General features: G+C 64.9%; 16 protein-coding genes. 10 read left to right on the forward strand and 6 right to left on the reverse strand.

The annotated features are described in order from the left end of the window. Nucleotides 1-21: 21 nt before the first annotated feature. Nucleotides 22-678 carry a peptide-methionine (S)-S-oxide reductase MsrA gene (msrA, locus tag AC1RR3_RS18035; protein WP_492824458.1) on the reverse strand — a complete coding sequence of 219 codons (657 nt, stop codon included), beginning with the start codon at nucleotides 676-678 and terminating at the stop codon, nucleotides 22-24. A 153-nt stretch (nucleotides 679-831) separates the two neighbouring features. Continuing rightward, entirely contained in the window at nucleotides 832-1,149 is a 318-nt protein-coding gene (locus AC1RR3_RS18040; RefSeq protein ID WP_492824459.1) for a hypothetical protein, read from the reverse strand. Nucleotides 1,150-1,529: 380 nt separating this feature from the next. On the opposite strand from AC1RR3_RS18040, the gene rpsT reads away from it, so the two are divergent. From rpsT to AC1RR3_RS18070, 6 genes are all read left to right on the forward strand, one after another. Next, complete coding sequence (gene rpsT, locus AC1RR3_RS18045; protein WP_008136028.1) at nucleotides 1,530-1,796, forward strand: 30S ribosomal protein S20; 267 nt, start codon at nucleotides 1,530-1,532, stop codon at nucleotides 1,794-1,796. A 1,276-nt stretch (nucleotides 1,797-3,072) separates the two neighbouring features. Beyond that, nucleotides 3,073-4,485, forward strand: a complete 1,413-nt coding sequence (gene dnaA, locus AC1RR3_RS18050) for a chromosomal replication initiator protein DnaA (protein WP_492824460.1) — start codon at nucleotides 3,073-3,075, stop codon at nucleotides 4,483-4,485. 378 nt (nucleotides 4,486-4,863) lie between these two features. Continuing rightward, nucleotides 4,864-5,982 (forward strand): DNA polymerase III subunit beta, encoded by a 1,119-nt coding sequence (gene dnaN / locus AC1RR3_RS18055; protein ID WP_492824461.1) that lies wholly within the window; start codon nucleotides 4,864-4,866, stop codon nucleotides 5,980-5,982. Nucleotides 5,983-6,192: 210 nt separating this feature from the next. Next, entirely contained in the window at nucleotides 6,193-6,558 is a 366-nt protein-coding gene (locus AC1RR3_RS18060) for an endonuclease domain-containing protein (protein ID WP_492824462.1), read from the forward strand. A gap of 89 nt (nucleotides 6,559-6,647) precedes the next feature. Further along, on the forward strand, nucleotides 6,648-7,784 hold the full coding sequence (gene recF / locus AC1RR3_RS18065) for a DNA replication/repair protein RecF (protein ID WP_492824463.1): 1,137 nt from the start codon (nucleotides 6,648-6,650) through the stop codon (nucleotides 7,782-7,784). A gap of 120 nt (nucleotides 7,785-7,904) precedes the next feature. Continuing rightward, a complete protein-coding gene (locus tag AC1RR3_RS18070) occupies nucleotides 7,905-8,648 on the forward strand; it encodes a hypothetical protein (protein ID WP_492824464.1) in 744 nt (247 codons plus the stop codon). A 172-nt stretch (nucleotides 8,649-8,820) separates the two neighbouring features. Here the strand turns inward: AC1RR3_RS18070 and AC1RR3_RS18075 are convergent, their stop codons facing one another. The 4 genes from AC1RR3_RS18075 to AC1RR3_RS18090 are packed head-to-tail and all read right to left on the reverse strand — an operon-like array spanning nucleotide 8,821 to nucleotide 13,256. Then, on the reverse strand, nucleotides 8,821-9,972 hold the full coding sequence (locus tag AC1RR3_RS18075) for a serine hydrolase domain-containing protein (protein ID WP_492824465.1): 1,152 nt from the start codon (nucleotides 9,970-9,972) through the stop codon (nucleotides 8,821-8,823). Continuing rightward, complete coding sequence (locus AC1RR3_RS18080) at nucleotides 9,969-11,549, reverse strand: ABC transporter substrate-binding protein (protein ID WP_492824466.1); 1,581 nt, start codon at nucleotides 11,547-11,549, stop codon at nucleotides 9,969-9,971. Before AC1RR3_RS18080 ends, AC1RR3_RS18075 begins: the two co-directional genes overlap by 4 nt. Before the next feature lie 35 nt (nucleotides 11,550-11,584). After that, nucleotides 11,585-11,917, reverse strand: coding sequence for an AtuA-related protein (locus AC1RR3_RS18085; RefSeq protein ID WP_492824467.1), 333 nt, complete (start codon nucleotides 11,915-11,917; stop codon nucleotides 11,585-11,587). Nucleotides 11,918-11,921: 4 nt separating this feature from the next. After that, nucleotides 11,922-13,256 (reverse strand): acyclic terpene utilization AtuA family protein, encoded by a 1,335-nt coding sequence (locus AC1RR3_RS18090; protein WP_492824468.1) that lies wholly within the window; start codon nucleotides 13,254-13,256, stop codon nucleotides 11,922-11,924. Nucleotides 13,257-13,326: 70 nt separating this feature from the next. On the opposite strand from AC1RR3_RS18090, the gene AC1RR3_RS18095 reads away from it, so the two are divergent. From AC1RR3_RS18095 to murA, 4 genes are all read left to right on the forward strand, one after another. Further along, the gene (locus AC1RR3_RS18095; RefSeq protein WP_492824469.1) at nucleotides 13,327-14,217 is read left to right on the forward strand and encodes a LysR family transcriptional regulator; all 891 of its coding nucleotides are present in this window, start codon (nucleotides 13,327-13,329) and stop codon (nucleotides 14,215-14,217) included. A 339-nt stretch (nucleotides 14,218-14,556) separates the two neighbouring features. Continuing rightward, nucleotides 14,557-16,992: a DNA topoisomerase (ATP-hydrolyzing) subunit B gene (gene gyrB, locus AC1RR3_RS18100; RefSeq protein WP_492824470.1), complete on the forward strand. Its 2,436-nt coding sequence runs from the start codon at nucleotides 14,557-14,559 to the stop codon at nucleotides 16,990-16,992. A 228-nt stretch (nucleotides 16,993-17,220) separates the two neighbouring features. Further along, nucleotides 17,221-17,688 carry a hypothetical protein gene (locus AC1RR3_RS18105; protein WP_492824471.1) on the forward strand — a complete coding sequence of 156 codons (468 nt, stop codon included), beginning with the start codon at nucleotides 17,221-17,223 and terminating at the stop codon, nucleotides 17,686-17,688. A 140-nt stretch (nucleotides 17,689-17,828) separates the two neighbouring features. Beyond that, nucleotides 17,829-19,124: a UDP-N-acetylglucosamine 1-carboxyvinyltransferase gene (murA, locus tag AC1RR3_RS18110; protein WP_492824472.1), complete on the forward strand. Its 1,296-nt coding sequence runs from the start codon at nucleotides 17,829-17,831 to the stop codon at nucleotides 19,122-19,124. Nucleotides 19,125-19,297: the final 173 nt, after the last annotated feature.

The following is a 19,297-nucleotide window of genomic DNA, read 5'->3' on the forward strand; positions in this document are numbered from 1 at the left end:
TGCACCACCTTCGTGGTTGGCTTACGCACTCACACCCACGCCGATGGGACAAGACACGCCGGTGCCGCCGAGGCCGCAATAGCCGGCGGGGTTCTTCGCCAGATATTGCTGATGGTAGTCCTCGGCAAAATAGAATTCGCCGGCAGGCGCAATCTCGGTGGTGATGGCACCGAGGCCTTTGGCCGCGAGCGCCTTCTGATAGAGCGCCTTCGACTCATCAGCCGCATTCTTCTGCGCATCCGAGGTCGTGTAGATCGCGCTTCGGTACTGCGTGCCGACGTCGTTGCCCTGACGCATGCCCTGCGTCGGGTTGTGGCTCTCCCAGAACGTCTTCAGGAGCTTCTCGTAAGAGATCTTCTTCGGATCGAACACGACCAGCACCACTTCGGTGTGGCCCGTGCGTCCCGAGCAGGTCTCTTCATAGGTCGGGTTCGGCGTGTGGCCGCCGGCGTAGCCGACCGCGGTGGTGTAAATGCCGTCGCCGAGCTCCCAGAACTTTCGCTCGGCGCCCCAGAAGCAGCCGAGCCCGAACACGGCCTGCTCGAGGCCGGCGGGATAAGGCTTTTGCAGCTTGCTGCCGTTGACGAAATGGATGGTCGCGGTCGGGATGGCTTGCGCACGGCCGGGCAGCGCTTCAGCTGCGCTCGGCAATGCGGTGGTCTTGCGCATGAACAGCATGATCGGATCTCCGCAACGAGCTGTGCGTCGCCTGGGCCAAGTGCTCAGGCGGCGTGCTCGCGATCAGGTGGGAATATAGGTCTTTACGCGCGAAGGGGCAGCCTTGTTACGGCGCCGCATGCGCGAAAGCTCGGTCCCGGCGGGAACTGAAGATCAATCCCGGGAATAGCCGATCAGCGGCCGGCGCGGGCGGAACAGGATCATCAGCAGGATGCCGAGAAGGCCGAGCACGGCAAAAACCGGCTGGTCCAGCACCAGGCGGATCACCGAGGTCCAGAGCCAGGGCGCCTTGGCCTCGACCCAGGTTCGGAATGCCGTCTGGCTGGTCTGATTGATGTCGTTCCAGAACTGGCCGAACCGGGTGAACTTCAGGGTCTGGTCGGCCACCCAGCGGGCACCGTCATAGACCATGAAGATGAACCCGCCGGCGAGCAGCAACAGCCCAATCAGTCGAAAAAAGCCGCGGATCATGCCCCACCTTATACGCTCGTCCGATCGGACGACGTCAGAAAACGCCGCCAGCCAATAGCCGCAAGGCGGCAGAAATTCAACCTCTTCAGGGCGTTACGGCACCGATCCAGCCCGCCTGGGGCCGGTTTTCCAGCCCGGAAAGCGTTGACGGTGCCACAGACCCTCTCTATAAGGGCGCCAACTGGCGGTGGGCGCAATCCTGCCGCCGCTGTTCTTTGAGCAGTTGCAGGCTCCTTTGGGCTTTTGGGCCCTTCGAGGCCTCATGTTCCGGGAACAGCCTAGCAACCGAACACCCTAAATCCGAGCGTCGATTCCGCGGTCAAGCAAGCCGGCGCTACCCGACCCAGACGCGACCGGTACCCGCAAAGGATATTGAGACCATGGCCAATACCACTTCCGCCAAGAAAGCGACGCGCAAGATCGCCCGCCGCACCGCCGTCAACAAGTCGCGCCGCACCCAGATGCGCGGCGCCGTGCGCAACGTCGAGGAAGCCATCAAGACCGGCGACCGCGCCGCCGCCGTCCAGGCGCTGGCGAACGCCGAGCCCGCCTTGATGCGCGCCGCCCAGCGCAACATCATTCACAAAAACAACGCCAGCCGCAAAGTCTCGCGGCTCACCGCGCAGATCGCCAAGCTCGCCAAGTAAGTCCGCGGCGCAGAGTTCGCCAAGCGATTTGGTTGAGATCATCTGAACGGTCGATCCGATCGACATCGCGCTCGTCAATCAGCCCGGCCTCGCGCCGGGCTTTTTGTTGCCTGTCATATTCACGCAAGCGGTCATGCAGCTCGCAATCTTCGATTGGAAGATTTGCGTCGTCCGCACTATGATGCGTTCCGTAGTTTTACTTGCGCGCGATTTTGCAACAGCGGAAACTTTCACTGCGCTGCGAAAAACCCCTGCGGCGCGGGCGCAAGTTGAATTTGTGCGCGCGCGAGTTCTGCACACCGTAGTTTCACCGGAACGCTCGCGAGGTGGAGTTACCCTGTGAAACGAGACTCAAAAAACGATGTCTCGCGAACAACTTATCGACATAGCATCGACAAGCATTTGGAAAATTCGATCGCGCGTCGCGCGCGTGACGCTTTTGTAAAAAATTTTTGGCAGCGGCGGAGAATTGTCACACGACGCGCCGCATTTTCGAATCTGTGCACGAATCCAAAAACTTGGTCGCAAGCCTGTGAACAACTCGCGCGCGGCGTTAACGCTGGTCAAGTTTTTAAACGCCTCAACTCTGAATCAATTTCGTTGCGAGTCTTTCCGCTTGGTGTATTCCTTAGGTCGTCCGCAGCGCCCACGATCTTGAGACCAGCGCGGTTTTAGAAACGGGGCGAGCGTGCAAATCGGCGGCGGTGTGCACGTTGGCGACGCTTCAACAAGCGATTGTCGGTTCAAAACCCACAGCAATGTGGGAACGGTAGCTTTTTGTCTGAATGTCTCCAAGCGGGATCTTATGCATCCCGCTCGCGCCAAGCGCAAATGAGGGACATCTTTCAGCTACCCCGACACGCGTGATTGGCGAAGCCGAGCGGACAAACAGTGCAGACGGGCAAGACATCCGCGACAGGATTACGACGCGGTTGTCTCTTACGCAGGACCTTGCCGTGAGCGATCACGGCAGGACGGGGAGGTATCATGTCCTACGGATTCAACGCGGTATTGACACAAATTCCATCGTTCGACGATGCCGTCTCCGATCCGTCCTGTGCTCAACCTCCGATCTGCGGGGACGCGTCGAGTACGCGCTGACCTCGCGAACCATCCATCCCGGACATCGCTGATCTGACCCGCGGCGGCTTTCGCCGAACGGTCGAGCCATGCCTGAAGATGGACTCGCTTGAGGTCGCGCCATGTTGGGGATTCCGGCAGGAACCCTGCATGGCGCTCACAACGCAACCAAATCTCTCAAGAGAAGTTTTTAGTGATGAACACATCGGAACAGGATCGCTGGTCACGCGTGAAGGGTCGGCTGCGCTCGAGCGTTGGCGAAGACGTCTATACGAGCTGGTTTGCGCGCATGGACCTGGAAGGCGTGCAGGAGGAGAGCGTGCGGCTCTCGGTTCCCACCCGCTTCCTGAAGAGCTGGATCCAGGCCCATTACGCCGAGCGCGTGCTGTCGTGCTGGCAGGCCGAGATGCCCGAAGTGCATCGCATCGATCTCACCGTCCGTTCCGCTGTGCGCCCGGTCGTGCAGCCGAAGGAGGCGCCGGCACCGGTCGAGGTGCGTCGTGCGCCCGCTGCCGAGCTGCGCTCGACCGCGACCGCGCCGGTCTCGGCCAATCATGATGCGCTCGGCGGCTCGCCGCTCGATCCGCGCCTGACCTTTGCGAGCTTCGTCGTCGGCCGCTCCAACACGCTGGCCCATGCGGCGGCGCGCCAGGTTGCCGAAGGACGCCGCGGCGACCCCGTGATGTTCAATCCGCTCTACATCCATGCCGGCGTCGGCCTCGGCAAGACGCATCTGTTGCAGGCGGTGACCTGGGCCGGCAATTCCGGCAACGAGCGCAAGGTGCTCTATCTCACGGCTGAAAAATTCATGTACGGCTTCGTCGCCGCACTGAAGACGCAGACGGCGCTCGCCTTCAAGGAAGCGCTGCGCGGCATCGACGTGCTTGTTATCGACGATCTCCAGTTCCTGCAGGGCAAGTCGACCCAGGCTGAGTTCTGTCACACGCTGAACGCGCTGATCGACGCCGGCCGCCAGGTCGTGATCGCGGCCGACCGTCCGCCGTCCGACCTCGAAAGCCTCGACGATCGCGTCCGCTCGCGGCTAGCCGGCGGCCTCGTGGTCGAGATGGGTTCGCTCGGCGAAGAGCTGCGCCACGGCATCCTGAAGTCGCGCGTCGCGGCGGCCCGCGCCCACCATGCGACGTTCGAGGTGCCTGAGGAGGTGCTGACCTATCTGGCCCGCGCCATCACCCATAACGGCCGGGATCTCGAAGGCGCGATCAACCGCCTGCTGGCGCACTCGAAGCTCAACAACCGGCCGGTGACGCTGGAGATGGCGGAGCACGAGGTGCGCGACCTGATCCGGCCGCAGGAGCCGAAGCGGATCAAGATCGAAGACATCCAGCGCGTGGTGGCGCGGCAGTATAATGTCAGCCGCTCCGACCTGCTGTCGTCGCGCCGCACCGCCAACGTGGTCCGCCCGCGCCAGGTGGCGATGTACCTCGCCAAGACGCTGACCCTGCGCTCGCTGCCCGAGATCGGCCGCCGCTTCGGCGGACGCGACCACACCACGGTGCTGCACGCGGTGCGCAAGATCGAGGCGCTGGTCTCCAAGGACACCACGCTGTCGGAAGAAGTGGAGTCGCTGAAGCGCCAGCTTCAGGAATAAAGGCCTATTTCTTCTTTTCACCTCTCCCCGCTTGCGGGGAGAGGTGAAATGCGCGCACAGCGCGGATTCCGGGTGAGGGGGACTCTCGGCATGTCCAACTCTCACCTCCCTCGCGGAGATTCCCCCTCACCCCAACCCTCTCCCCGCAAGCGGGGCGAGGGAGCAGACCTATGCCTGGGCGGCGGAGGTGTTTCTGCCTGTAAATCGTGGGGAACTGGCCCCCGCTCCCTTGAATCCGGGGGCCATCCGAGCCACCTTGCGCGACCCTGACGGCTTTGGTCATATCGGCTGGATGACCCGGCTTTCCGGGGTCTACGGTGCCGCGGCGCTTTTCGGCTGCCCGGCTTTTTCATCTTTGGGGATCGGGCGAGTAGTGCAATGAAGGTTACGGTCGAACGCGCGCAACTCCTGAAGTCACTGGGCCATGTCCATCGCGTGGTCGAGCGCCGCAACACGATTCCGATCCTCGGCAACGTGCTGGTCCGGGCCGAGAATGCGAAATTGTCGCTGAAGGCGACCGACCTCGACCTCGAGGTGACGGAAACGCTGCCGGCGGAAACCGCCACGGCCGGATCCACCACCGTGCCGGCACACATGTTCTACGACATCGTGCGCAAGCTGCCTGATGGCTCGCAGATCGTGCTGGAGGCCGACGGCGACCGCGCCGTGCTGGCGATCCGTGCCGGCCGCTCGCGCTTCACGCTGCAAACGCTGCCGGAGAATGATTTCCCGGATCTGGCCGCCGGCGACATGTCGCATTCGTTCAACCTCGCCGCCAAGGACGTCAAGCGGCTGATCGACCGCACCCAGTTCGCGATCTCGACGGAAGAGACGCGCTATTATCTCAACGGCATCTATCTGCATGCCGCAGGCTCCGCGAAGGCAGCGACCTTGCGCGGCGTCGCCACCGACGGCCATCGCCTCGCCCAGCTCGACCTGGTTCAGCCCAAGGGCGCCGAGGGCATGCCCGGCGTGATCGTGCCGCGCAAGACGGTCGGTGAGGTACAGCGCCTGATCGAGGACACCGAAGCCGAGATGACGATCGAGCTGTCGCAGGCCAAAATCCGCTTCACCATCGGCAATGTGGTGCTGACCTCGAAACTGATCGACGGCACCTTCCCCGACTATGGCCGCGTCATCCCGCAGGGCAACGACAAGGAACTCGTCGTCGACAAGAAGGACTTTGAGAACGCGGTCGACCGCGTATCCACGATTTCAAGCGAGCGCGGCCGCGCCGTGAAGCTCTCGCTGTCGCCGGGCAAGCTGGTGCTGTCGGTGACCAACCCGGATTCCGGCAGCGCGACCGAAGAGCTCGAGGTCGAATACGCCTCCGACGCCCTCGATATCGGCTTCAACTCCCGCTATCTGCTCGACATCGCCGCCCAGATCGAAGGCGACGTCGCAACGCTCCGGCTCGCCGACCCGGGTTCGCCGACGCTGGTGCAGGACCGCGACGACAAGAGCGCGCTGTACGTGCTGATGCCGATGCGGGTGTGAGGGACGTGGTCCTCCTCTCGCGACACCTGCTCTGTGGAGACAACCCCTCACGCGGCTTCGCTGCGCGAAGCCACCCTCTCCCACAGGGGGAGAGGGTGAAGCTACAGCTTTCCCCGTCTAAACAAGCGCGATGCACGTTGCTGTGCCCTCTCCCCTTGTGGGAGAGGGCATCTCCGCTGGCGGATGCACACTCAGTCGGGTGAGGGGTTCGTGCCGCAGGAGCCATCCCATCGGCCAGTCCCCAAACGTCTCCGCCAATTTGCGAAGAACATGCGGCACGAACCGACGGATGCGGAAGCGGCAATGTGGCGCCTGCTAAGACACCGTCAACTCTCTGCCTTCAAGTTCCGTCGGCAGGTCCCGTTCAAGACCTACATTCTCGACTTCGTCTGCTTCGAGAAGCGTGTTGTGATCGAGATCGATGGAAGCCAGCACTTAGATTCGCTACGTGATGCAGCTCGCGAAGCCGCACTTTCCGCTGAAGGTTTCTCGATTGCGCGCTACTGGAACAACGACGTGTTGCAACAGCCCACTTCCGTCCTGGAGGACATCCTTGCAAAGCTCGCCGGGCGGTAAGATACCCCTCACCCGTCGCCTCACTTCGTGAGGCGCCACCCTCTCCCACAAGGGGAGAGGGGAAGAACCGCGTCAATGACGAAGAACTGATGACCCCCTCCCGCATTCATCGCCTGACGCTGACGCATTTTCGCAATTATCGGGCGGCGGGGCTCGAGGCGGCGGCTGACATGGTGGCGCTGGTCGGGCCGAACGGGGCGGGCAAGACCAATTGCATCGAGGCGATCTCGTTCCTGTCGCCGGGGCGCGGCCTGCGGCGCGCCACGCTGGAAGACGTCGCCGACAACCAGGGCGACGGCTCCTGGGCGGTCTCGGCGCAGGTCGAGGGCGCGCTGGGGCTCGCCACGCTCGGCACCGGCATCGATCCGCCGCGCGCAGACACCGCGGTCAGCCGGCGCGTCCGCATCGACCGTGAGCCGGTGAATTCAGCCACCGCCTTCGGCGATCATATCCGCATGGTGTGGCTGACGCCGGCGATGGACGGGCTGTTCATGGGCGCAGGCTCGGAGCGGCGGCGCTTCTTCGATCGCCTCGTGCTCGCCATCGACAGCGAGCATTCCAGCCGCATCAACGCGCTCGAACGTTCGCTGCGCTCGCGCAACCGCCTGCTCGAGACGCGCAATTACGACGACCATTGGTGTGACGCGATCGAGCGCGAGACCGCCGAGCTTGCGGTCGCGGTGGCCGCAACGCGCGGCCAGACGGCGGCGCGGCTGACCGGCATGCTCAGCGCGCGCGCGCAGCAATCCGCCTTTCCCTCCGCGCAAATCGCGCTCGACGGCTGGATGGAGAACGCGCTGCTCAACGAGACCGCGACCTCGGTCGAGGATCGCTACCGCCAGATCCTGCGCGACAACCGCCCGCGCGATGCCATCGCCGGCCGCACCACCGACGGCCCGCATCTGACCGATCTCCAGGTCATCTACGCGCCGAAAAGCATGCCGGCGCGCGATGCCTCGACCGGCGAGCAGAAGGCGCTTCTGATCGGCCTCGTGCTGGCGCACGCGACGCTGGTCGCCGAGATGACCGGCATCGTGCCGCTGCTGCTGCTCGACGAGGTCGTCGCCCATCTCGATCCGAACCGCCGCGCGGCGCTGTTCGACGAGTTGCGCAAGCTCGGCGCACAGGTGTGGCTGACCGGCGCGGACCCCGCCGCGTTTGCCGAGATTGGCGCAGGCGGCGAGGTCTTTGACGTCGAAAGCGGACGGGTTTCGGCCCGCCGGTAATCCCTGCCCTTGAACCGGCCCCTTTCCCGCCGCGACTAGTTGGCCAGAGGTCGCGCCGACGGTGTCGCAGCCGTTATCCATCGCGCGATGACACGATGCGCGACATTCCTGGAGAGTGAGATGCGGACGGTAAGGCCCGGGGCGCAAGCCTCGGCACGATGGCGGGCGTTCGCGTGCGGCCTCGTCTTCCTTGGAAGCTGCATGCTCGCGGCCAGCGCCAGCGCCTGGGGGCCGCATCTGTCGGCGCTGTTCTCGGCCGAGCTCGTGCCCGATCCCGACACCAAGCTGCCCGCGCCGACCCGTTACAGCTACAGGGGAATCCACACCACCGTCGTCCAGGGCGTTGAGACGCCACTCCGCACCAAGCTCGAAGCGACCGTGCCCGCCGATGTCAGCAACGTCCTCGCCTTCTACCGCACCGAGCTCGGAAAGCTCGGCTGGCAGGAACAACACGATGGCGCGGTGATCTCCGCCGATCACGTCCAGCTCGCCTTCGTCTCCCCGCTCGGACCCGGCATGCTGGCGCTCGACCGCAAGGACACCAGCACCGCGGTCAACCTCGTGCAGAAGAACACGGCCGTCGCGACCAACGCGAACGTCATGCCCGAGCCCGGCCAGGCCAAGCTGGTGTTCTCCAATATCAGCGAGACCGACGCCGCGCTCACGATCAACCAGCGGACCATCACGCGCGCCGCCGGTGCCCACGCGGTGTCGCTGGATCTGCAGCCCGGCAAATATTCCTACGAGGTGAGCGTGCCCGGCCGTCCAGCCACCACGAACGTCCTTGATCTCGCCGCCGGCGACACCTGGGAGCTCACGGTCGGCCGCGACGGAGAGGCATGGTCGCCGCTCCTGCTGTATTGAGCCTTTCGAACCTCACTGCTTTCTGATGCGACTTCTGGTCTGAGGCCGCGCCGACGATGTCGCAGATGGCGCCGCCGTAAGGTGGCGGCGAGCGGCGACGTCCTGCCGGTGCAGCTGTATTGATCCAGCCGTCACCCCCTTGATGCGGCGGAGCGACCTCCGAAGCAGTGTATCAAAGACAGCCGAGCACAGCCCGCTTGAAGGCGAAACGCTCGGTCTTGAAGTCCACGCCGTAGCTCGCGGCGAACGGTGGTTGCGGGTGGCATGACAGGGTCACGATCACAACATTCGCCGCGCGATTGACGTAGAGCGTCTGGCCAGCGAAGCCGGACGCGACCATGGCGCCGTCCGGATCGATCCACCAACTGTAGCCGTAGCCATCGGCGCCGTAGGAATTCGTCGCCGGATCGAGCGTGAAGGCGCGCGAGCCGGCGGCATCGAGCCATCCCTCCGGAAGGACGCGCTCGCCGCCGATCATGCCTCCCTGGAGCAGGAAGGCGCCGAAACGGCCAAAGTCCCTCAGCGTCATGCCGGCGCGGCTTCCGCCGATCTCCTGCCCGCCCTCCGATTCGAGCGTATAGAACGCGTCGAACTCCATCCCGAACCGGGACCAGATCTTGCGAGACATATAGTCGGCCAGCGTCTGCCCGGTTGCCGCGGACAGCAGCGCACCGAGAACGTAGGAATCGCCGGTATTGTAGTTGAACTGCGTACCGGGCGAATGCAGGCCCCGCACGCTGCGCATCAACGCCAGTACCCCGCCGGGTACCTTGTCGCCCAGGGATTTGCTGTAGCGGTTCACGTGCGAGTTGCGGTCGGTGTAGTCTTCGTTCCAGTCGACGCCGGACGACATGGTGATGAGGCTGCGCACGCTCACCGCATCGTAGGCGCTGCCGCCCAGCGCTGGCAGATGACGCGAGACCGCATCGTCGAGGCTCGCGATGGCGCCGTCCTGCAAGGCGGCGCCAACCAGCGTCGAGGTCAGCGACTTGATCATCGACATCGACGACCAGCGCAGCTGCTCCTCCAGCCCGAGCGCATAGCGCTCGAGCCGGATGGTGTCGCCGTGCAGCACCAGCAGCCCGGCGATATTGGTCCGATGGATGTAGTCCTCGACGCCACGACGTTCGCCGTCCAGCTGGTATTCCGGCGCAATCTCGGAACCGCGCGCGAGGGGAAAGACATGCTGACCCCGCGCGATGCGGCGCGTCGCGAACATGCTGTCGACATTGCGGTAGACATAGGCCTGCCAGGTCGGCGAGAGCAGCAGGAAGTCCTCACCGCGGGGAACGTAGCGGCGCGGTTGTGCGATGTCGGCACTCATATCCTGCGTACTCCATAGAATAGCGGCAGCCCTTTCTGCACGCCCGTCAGATTGCTGCGATAGGCCGTCTGCTGGAAGTACAGGCCGGTCGGTGCGTAAGGCAGGGTTTCGAAGGCGACGCGTTGGATCTCGGCGCAGATCGCGGCCTGGGCAGGCTCGTCCGGGGCCCGGAACCAATCCACACGCAGTTCTTCCAGACGCGGGATGTCGGACCAGCCGAAAATGGCGGACGCACCGCTGCCGCGCAGGAAATTGTTGCTCGACGGATTGAGCAGGCCCGCGCCGGCGGTGAAGGTGCCGACCAGATGCCAGCCGCCCTTGTCCGGCGCCTGGCGGTTGTTGGCACGGGCGAGCACCGTGCCCCAATCCATCACCTGCATGTCGATGTTGAAGCCGGCCTTCTTCAGGGCGTCCGTGACGACCTCGCCCTGGATCTTGAGCGTGGCGAGGTCTCCGGGCACGAGGTAGACGAGCGGCTCTCCCTTGTAGCCGGCTTCCTTGAGCAGGCGCCGCGCCGCATCCCTGTCCGGCGGCTCCTTCAGCGCGTCGAGGCCGACCCCGCTCGCCATCGGTGTGCCCGGGAGAAAGAAGCCGACCCTGTCTTTCCAGCGCTTGGGATCCTCGCCAATGACGGCGGTCATGACGTCCTTTTGGCTGATCGCCGCGAGCACGGCTCGCCGCACGAGCACGTTGCTGGTCGGTCCCTGCAAGAAGTTGAAGCGAATGACGCCGGCCGATCCGAACGTGTCGATCTGGTCGAGCTTGACGTTCCTGTTCGCCGCGAGGAGATCCCAATAGTCCGAGGCCGGCTGCTCCCACCAGTCGATCTCGCCGGTCTGCAGAGCCGATGCCGCCGTGGCGACGTCCGGCATGACGATCCATTCGACACGGTCGAAATGGGCGAGCTTCGGACCGGCCAGTGCGCTGGTCGGCCCGCTCGGACGCGGCACGTAGCCGGAGAATTTCTCGTAGACGAGCCGGCTGCCGGAAACGCGCTCTCCCGGCACGAAGCGATAGGGACCGCTGCCGACCATCTCGGTGACCTGAACCGTAGGCTCCGTCAGCGCGAGCCGCTCAGGCATGATCACGGCGTTGTTGGTCCCGAATTTCCCGAGCGCATCCGGCAGCATCGGGAAACGGGCCTTGAGCCGGAAACGAATGGCGCGATCGGACACCGCCGAGAGCTCGTCCGTGCTCGCCGCCAGCACCTGACCGACATTGTCGCGCTTCCACCATCGCTTCAGGCTGGCGACCACGTCGCGGGCGAGCACCGGCGTCCCGTCGTGGAACAGCAGCCCCTCGCGCAGGGTGAGCGTCCACTGAAGGCCGTCCTGCTCGACGAGATGGCCCTCGACCATCTGCGGCTGTGCGCGATTGTGCTCGTCGGCGCCATAGAGCGTGTCAAAGATCATCAGCGCGTGATTTCGCGTGACGTAGGACACGCTCAGGATCGGATCGAGGATCGCCACGTCGGACTGCGGAGCGAATTTGAGAACCGAAGCGCCCTGGGCGCGCGCGATGGAAGGCAGGCTCACCGCCGACGCCATGCCGGCGAGAAATCCACGTCTTGTGATCATTGCCGATCCCCTCTTTCCTGATGATGATTGCCGCGTCAGACCGCACCGTCTCCCGAGCGTGCCGGAGCGGGGAGGTCGAGGTCGAGCAGCGCCGAGCTGAGCCCCTTGCCGTGGGCGTCCAGTGCCAGCGACCGGGTGACGCCACCGCCGAGTGCGCCCCTCATGACGAAGTTCAAGGCGCCGAGTCCCGGCAGCTCGTAACGTGTGACCGGCCCTGTCACGATGTCGGCGAAGAGCTCGGCCACGCGCGCCGCCGTGACCTGTTCGGCGATGAGCGGATAGTCCGCCTCGTCGAAGGCGATGACCGATATGGTCGAGACATTGCCCTTGTCGCCGGTTCGTGAGTGCGCGATCTGGCGTAGCTTCATCGCATCAGGCCTCGAAAAAGCTCAATCGCGGCACGACGAGTCCCTCGGGCACCAAAGCCGAGGCGATCGCGACGACCTGCCTCACCGACTTCCAGCCGCCGCCGCCGCCCGCAGGCCCGTTGGTGTAGAGCGCCTCGACCTCGTTGCCGACTGCCGTCGCGTCGGCGGCCGTGGCGGTGCGCGCGGCGGCGCGAACACGGACCTCGTAGGGCGATCCGCCGCCGGAGAGTTCGGCGCCGTGCAGCGCATCGAGGCCGATCAGGTCGAAACGAACCTCCTGCAAGGGCACGCCGATCATCGCCAGGCGCTCGCGCAGGACGGCGAGCGCAAGACGGCCGCGCGCGACCGCGCCGGGGCCGGCATAGGACATCTGCCCCTCGCCGACGAAGCCGTCGACATAGCCGATCGAGACCTTGAGCAGACCGGTCTTCGTCGCGCCGGTCCCACCTTCGACGGCGACGCGATCCGGCCCCGCGCTGTGCACGCGGACCTCGGAGAAGTCGGCGACGACGTCCGGCTGAAAATATCGGGAAGGGTCCTCGATCTCGTACAGCAGCTGCTCCTTGACCGTCGCCGTCGTCACTGCACCGCCGCTTCCTTCGAGCTTGGTCACGACCAGATCGCCGTTCTCGGTCACCTCCCCGATCGGAAAGCCGAGGCGAGCAAGATCGGGAACGTCCTTCACACCGGGGTCGGCGAAATAGCCGCCGGTGATCTGCCCGGCACATTCGAGAAGGTGGCCGACGAGGACCCCCTTGCCGAGACGCGTCCAGTCCTCGGGGTGCCAGCCGAAGGCATGCATCAATGGCGCGAGAAACAAGGCCGGGTCGGCGGCACGTCCGGTGACGACGACATCAGCCCCGGTGGCGAGCGCGTCGGCGATCGGCCCGGCACCGACATAAGCGTTGGCCGAAATGACGCGCTTGCCGAGGTCGGCCAGGGTACCGCCTTCCAGCAGCGCGAGATCGGTGCCGCGTATGCTGTCGAGAACGTCATCTCCCGTCACCGCGGCAACCTTGAGGCCGGCAAGACCCAGCCGGCGCGCGACGTCGCGGACGAGCTCCGCAGCCGCCAGCGGATTGGCGGCGCCCATGTTGGTCACGATCCGCGTGCCGCCGGCGCGGCAAGCCGGGAGGACGGCGGACATCCTGCGCTCCAGCAGGGGATCGTAACCGCTGCTCGGATCCGCAAGCCGCGCCTGTTGGGCCAACGCGATGGTCCGCTCGGCCAGGCACTCGAAGATGAGATAGTCGAGTCTTCCATGCCGGGCGAGCTCGACGGCGGGCTCGATCCGATCCCCCGCGAAACCTGCCCCTGCGCCGATCCTGATAGTCCGCATGCAGCCAGGGTGTGCCGCAAAGGACAATGAAACAATTGAAATGATTCAATGCCTTTAATAGCTTTAGGCTATGGATGTCAGCCTCCGGCAGATCAGGTCCTTCGTCGCCGTCGCACGATTGAACAGCTTCACGCGCGCCGCTGCGCTGCTGCATGTGGCGCAGCCGACCTTGACGGTGCAGATCAGGAAACTCGAGGAGGCTCTTGCTGTCCGGCTGTTCGATCGAACCTCGCGTTCGGTCGTGTTGACGCAGACGGGGCGCGACCTTCTGCCCGTGCTTGGACGGCTCATCCAGGATATGGACGGCGTGCTCGACGAGGTTCGCAGCCAGGGAACTGGTTATCAAGGCCTGGTGAGGATCGCTGCACTCCCGACGGCAGCGGCCGCCCTTCTGCCCAGAGCCATCAAGTCGTTCCGTGCCATGAATGCTGGCGTCGACTTCCGCGTCCGCGACGTCATTGCCCGGCGCGTGCTCGCGCTCGTCGAATCGGAGGACGTCGATATCGGCATCACGGGCGGTCCGACCAAGGCGGCCGATGTCGACGTGCTGCTCGCCGTCGAAGATCGCATGCACGTCGTTTTTCCACAGTCCCATCCGCTGGCGCAGGTGAAGACCGTCACGCCAGAACTGCTGATGCAGCACCCGCTGATCATGATGGACCCCGACACCAGCGTCCGCGCCGTGGTGGAGGCGGGCTTCCACGCCGCGGGTCTCATCCCGCGGCCGGCCGGGGAAGCGACCTATATGATGACCGCGGTCGGAATGGTTCAGGCCGGGCTCGGCATCACGATTCTGCCGTCGTCGGCGCAAGAGATCGGCTCCGATCCGGCGCTGCGGTCGCGACCAATCGAGGCGGCTGGCTTCGTCAGGCAGATCAGTGTTGTGAAGAAGAGAGGGCGGATCCTGTCGCCACTCTCGGCCCTGTTCGTTCACCACTTCCGCGAAATGACCACCAACTGAGAGCGGCGTCGCGAAATGCGAGCGATGCTCGGACCGTGGCGGCGGTTGCGCGGCGGTCGATATCGTTCGCTCCAGGACGACCTGAAGACCCTGGATTCACCAACACGCCGGTTGCAGAATCGCTTGGAACGGGTGGCCAAAAAGCCCCTCGAATCGGGCTTTTCGCGAGCCCCAGAATCGGCCTTCGAGAGTCTTGAAAACCGGCAAAAAATTCCTATTTTATCAAAGGGTTGCCGGAGGATACTTTGCGCTAGGCGCAATCGGTCTTTCATGGCACAAATAGCCTGCAAATCAGCGCCTTTTGCGCGGCTGATTCGGGCGACATCTCGAAGGCCTCTCATGACAGAACCTGCTCGGCAGACGCCTGCCGAAAACGAGCCCTCAAATCCAAGCGATTACGGGGCGGAATCGATCCGCGTGCTCAAGGGTCTCGATGCCGTCCGCAAGCGTCCGGGCATGTATATCGGCGACACCGATGACGGCTCGGGCCTGCACCACATGGTCTACGAAGTTGTCGACAACGCGATCGACGAAGCGCTGGCGGGCCACGCCACGCGCGTCGACGTCGTGCTCAACGCCGACAATTCCGTCACCGTGCGCGACGACGGCCGCGGCATTCCCGTCGACATCCACAAGGGCGAAGGCATCTCGGCGGCCGAGGTCATCATGACCCAGCTCCACGCCGGCGGAAAATTCGACCAGAACTCCTACAAGGTCTCCGGCGGCCTGCACGGCGTCGGCGTCTCCGTCGTCAACGCGTTGTCGAGCAAGCTGGGCTTGCGCATCTGGCGCGACAACAAGGAGCACTACATCGAGTTCGCCCACGGCGATGCGGTGGCACCGCTCGTGGTGGTCGGCGACGCGCCGGGCAAGCGCGGCACCGAGGTGACGTTCCAGGCCTCGACCGAAACGTTCAAGAACATCGAATATGATTTCGCCACGCTCGAGCACCGGCTGCGCGAGCTCGCCTTCCTCAATTCCGGCGTCAACATCGCCCTTTCCGACATGCGTCACGCGGTCGAGAAGCGCGAGGAGATGCACTATTCCGGCGGCGTCGAGGAATTCGTCAAATATCTCGACCGCAACAAGAAGGCGATCGTGCCGGCACCGATCATGGTGCGCGCCGAAGCCAACGGCATCGGCGTCGAGGCCGCGCTGTGGTGGAACGACAGCTACCATGAGAACGTGCTGTGCTTCACCAACAACATCCCGCAGCGCGACGGCGGCACCCATCTCGCCGGCTTCCGCGGCGCGCTGACGCGCCAGGTCAACGGCTATGCCGAGGCCAACGCGAAGAAGGAAAAGATCGCGCTGACCGGCGACGACTGCCGCGAAGGCCTCACCGCCGTGCTGTCGGTGAAAGTGCCGGACCCGAAGTTTTCGTCGCAGACCAAGGACAAGCTGGTATCCTCGGAAGTGCGCCCCGTGGTCGAGAACGTCCTCAACGAGGCGCTCCAGGCCTGGTTCGAGGAGCACCCGTCCGAGGCCAAGATGATCGTCGGCAAGGTGATCCAGGCCGCAGCTGCCCGCGAAGCCGCGCGAAAGGCGCGCGAGCTGACGCGCAAGAGCCCGCTCTCGGTCTCCTCGCTGCCCGGCAAGCTCGCCGACTGCCAGGAAAAGGATCCGGCCAAGTCAGAGCTCTTCATCGTCGAGGGTGACTCGGCAGGCGGCAGCGCCAAGCAGGGCCGCAACCGCGAATTCCAGGCCGTCTTGCCGCTCCGCGGCAAGATCTTGAACGTCGAACGCGTCCGCCCCGACAAGATGCTCGGCAGCGAGCAGATCGGCACGCTGATCACCGCACTCGGCACCGGCATCAGCGACGAATTCTCGATCGACAAGCTGCGCTATCACAAGATCATCGTGATGACGGACGCCGACGTCGACGGCGCCCACATCCGCACGCTGCTGCTGACCTTCTTCTACCGGCAGATGCGCGAGATCATCGACGGCGGCTATCTCTATATCGCCCAGCCGCCGCTCTATAAGGTCAACCGCGGCAAGTCGGAGCAGTATCTGAAGGATGAGCGGGCGCTGGAAGACTATCTGATCGATACCGGGCTCGACGACTGTGTTTACATGCCCGGCACCGGCGGCGACCGCACCGGCCGCGACCTGCGTTCGCTGGTCGACGACGCCCGAACCGTCCGCGGCGTCCTGCGCAGTCTGCACAGCCGTTACAACCGCAAGGTCATCGAGCAGGCCGCCATCACCGGCGTGCTCAACAAGGCGATCTACGGCGATCCGGAAAAAGCTGCTGCCGCTGCGCAGTACATCGCGGGCCGGCTGGACAGCCAGGCCGACGAAGTCGAGCGCGGCTGGGTCGGTCAATATGTCGAGGGACAGGGTTTCCAGTTCGAGCGCACCGTGCGCGGCGTCAAGGAAGCCGCCCTCATCGACGACGCCTTCCTGGGTTCGGTCGAGGCGCGCAAGCTCGACGAGTACACGACCAAGCTCCAGGACGTATATGCCCGCCCCGGCAAGCTGCGGCGCAAGGACGCCGAGCACATGGTCTACGGCCCGGTCGACCTGTTCGAGGCGGTCACAGACGCCGGCCGCAAGGGCGTCACGCTGCAGCGCTACAAAGGTCTCGGCGAGATGAACCCGGAGCAGCTCTGGGAGACCACGCTCGACACCGACGCGCGCTCGCTGTTGCAGGTGAAGGTCAAGGAGGTCGACGAGGCCGACGACATCTTCACCAAGCTGATGGGCGACGTGGTCGAGCCGCGCCGCGACTTCATCCAGGAACATTCGCTGAGCGCGACAATCGATATTTGAGGCGCAGCTTCAGACTCGATCTGCTAGCCGAGCACTCGGTCGAGCGCCTCTCCCGCTTGCGGGAGAGGTCGCGCCGAAGGCGCGGGTGAGGGCTTTCTCCTCTTGGAGATTGTCCCGTTGCGGAGACACCCTCTCCCCTGCCCTCTCCCGCAAGCGGGAGAGGGGGCGCGCCACCTTCGTGGAAACTTCTCGGCTGAACCTCACCAGCCACCGTCACGACGAAGCATCATGACCAGCTCCGCGACCACCAGCCCCACACTCCCCTCCCGCCGCCTCGGCGTGATCGGCAGCATCGTCGGCGTGCTGGCGCTGATCGCGGCCGTGCTGCCGCACTGGGTCATACCTGTGATCTACCCGCCACCGCCGGCGGACAAGGTCATTGTCGACACCGGCCATCGCCTGAAGGACCGCCTGATCGCGCGGGTCAAGGGCGTCGAGTACCAGGCCCCGCCGCGGGAAAAATCGACGGGAAGCCAGCTCAGGGAGGCCTCCTCGATCGGGGCGATTTCGCTGGGCCTGCTCGCCATCCTGTTCTCCGTCCTTGCGCTGGTGTTTCGCGAGGAGAGGCTGCTGGCGGGCGTAGCAGCGGCGCTCGGCAGCGGTGCCATTGCCATCGAGATATCCTTCCTGGCCATGGGCGTCCTGATGCTGATCGTGATCCTTTATGTGGTGGCGAATATCATCGGCTTGTTCTAAACGCCTGATAAAGTGGGCCTGTTCGGGACCAATGAGCGGCCCCCGCCGCGACAAGTGCAGAATTGCTCCCCTGCTCAATTCTCGGTAGTTTCCGCTTCCGAAGCAGCCCGCCCCACCGCAACAGGACAGCGAGAATCACCGTGGCGCCCATCCAGTATATCGTCGAGGGCGGTCACCGGCTCTCGGGCTCGATCGAGCCGTCCGGCAACAAGAATTCGGCGCTGCCGATCATCGCCGCCGCGCTGCTCACCGAGCAGCCGGTGACGCTGGAGAACGTGCCGCGGATCCGCGACACCGAGACGCTGGTCGAGCTGATCCGCTCGGTCGGCGCAGAGGCGGAATGGACCGGGCGCAACACGCTTCACATCCACGCCAAGAGCATCCGCGCCGCCGATCTCGACCCCGAGCTGTGCGTGCGCATCCGCGCCTCGATCCTGCTCGCCGGTCCCCTGCTCGCCCGCTGCGGCGAAGTGATGCTGCCGCCGCCGGGCGGCGACGTCATCGGCCGCCGACGTCTGGACACGCATGTGCTGGCGCTGGAGCAGCTTGGCGCAAAAGTCACCGCCACCGACCGGCTCGAATTCCGCGCGGCAAGGCTCGCCGGCGCCGACGTGTTCCTGGACGAGCCGAGCGTCACCGCGACCGAAAACGCGCTGGTCGCGGCCGTTGCCGCCGATGGCGTCACCTATTTGCGCAATGCCGCGTCCGAGCCGCATGTGCAGGACCTCGCCAATTTCCTGGTGGCGCTCGGCGCGAAGATCGAGGGCATCGGCACCAACACCATGATCGTGCATGGGCCGGCGACGCTGGGCGGTACGACCTACCGGATCCAGCCCGACCATATCGAGGTCGGCTCGCTGATCGGCCTGGCCGCCGTGACGCGCTCGCAGCTTCGCATCGTGCGCGCCGGCGTCGAGCATCTGCGCTCGATCCGCATGGGGTTCGAGCGGCTCGGCATCGTCTGCCGCGTCGAGGGCGACGATCTCATCGTGCCATCCAATCAGACGCTGAAGATCCAGGACGATTTCGGTGGCCACGTGCCGAAGCTGGAGGACCAGCCCTGGCCCGCCTTCCCCGCCGATCTGATGTCGATCGCGATCGTCACCGCCACGCAATGCGAGGGCGTGATCCTGATGTTCGAGAAGATGTTCGAATCCAGGATGTTCTTCGTCGACAAGCTGATCGCAATGGGCGCGCGCATCGTGCTGTGCGATCCGCACCGCGCCATCATCGCCGGCCCGAGCCGCCTGCGCGGCGCCTCGATGATCTCGCCCGACATCCGCGCCGGCATGGCGATGCTGCTCGCGGCGGTCTGCGCCGAGGGCACCTCCACCATCAACAACGCCGACCAGATCGAGCGCGGCTACGAGCGCATCGACGAGCGGCTCAATGCGCTTGGCGCGAAGATCCGGCGCGTGCCGGAGCGCAAGGGCTGAGGCTTCTTTCTTCATCGCTTAGTCCGACGATGGTCTCGCGCCCCGGACGCAGCGCAGCACGTCAGTGATGCGCTGCTGAGCCGGGGGCCCATGCTGCCGAAAGCCGCGCCCACGATTGCTGGGTCCCGGCTCTGCGCAGCACCGCTTCGCGCTGCGGCGCGTCCGGGACACGA

This window comes from Bradyrhizobium sp. GW821-FHT13H05 (assembly GCF_058804065.1).

Coding starts and splice junctions, on each gene's coding strand:
- msrA (WP_492824458.1), bottom strand. CDS start 678: ATGCTGTTCATGCGCAAGACCACCGCATTGCCGAGCGCAGCTGAAGCG.
- AC1RR3_RS18040 (WP_492824459.1), bottom strand. CDS start 1,149: ATGATCCGCGGCTTTTTTCGACTGATTGGGCTGTTGCTGCTCGCCGGC.
- rpsT (WP_008136028.1), top strand. CDS start 1,530: ATGGCCAATACCACTTCCGCCAAGAAAGCGACGCGCAAGATCGCCCGC.
- dnaA (WP_492824460.1), top strand. CDS start 3,073: ATGAACACATCGGAACAGGATCGCTGGTCACGCGTGAAGGGTCGGCTG.
- dnaN (WP_492824461.1), top strand. CDS start 4,864: ATGAAGGTTACGGTCGAACGCGCGCAACTCCTGAAGTCACTGGGCCAT.
- recF (WP_492824463.1), top strand. CDS start 6,648: ATGACCCCCTCCCGCATTCATCGCCTGACGCTGACGCATTTTCGCAAT.
- AC1RR3_RS18070 (WP_492824464.1), top strand. CDS start 7,905: ATGCGGACGGTAAGGCCCGGGGCGCAAGCCTCGGCACGATGGCGGGCG.
- AC1RR3_RS18075 (WP_492824465.1), bottom strand. CDS start 9,972: ATGAGTGCCGACATCGCACAACCGCGCCGCTACGTTCCCCGCGGTGAG.
- AC1RR3_RS18080 (WP_492824466.1), bottom strand. CDS start 11,549: ATGATCACAAGACGTGGATTTCTCGCCGGCATGGCGTCGGCGGTGAGC.
- AC1RR3_RS18085 (WP_492824467.1), bottom strand. CDS start 11,917: ATGAAGCTACGCCAGATCGCGCACTCACGAACCGGCGACAAGGGCAAT.
- AC1RR3_RS18090 (WP_492824468.1), bottom strand. CDS start 13,256: ATGCGGACTATCAGGATCGGCGCAGGGGCAGGTTTCGCGGGGGATCGG.
- AC1RR3_RS18095 (WP_492824469.1), top strand. CDS start 13,327: ATGGATGTCAGCCTCCGGCAGATCAGGTCCTTCGTCGCCGTCGCACGA.
- gyrB (WP_492824470.1), top strand. CDS start 14,557: ATGACAGAACCTGCTCGGCAGACGCCTGCCGAAAACGAGCCCTCAAAT.
- AC1RR3_RS18105 (WP_492824471.1), top strand. CDS start 17,221: ATGACCAGCTCCGCGACCACCAGCCCCACACTCCCCTCCCGCCGCCTC.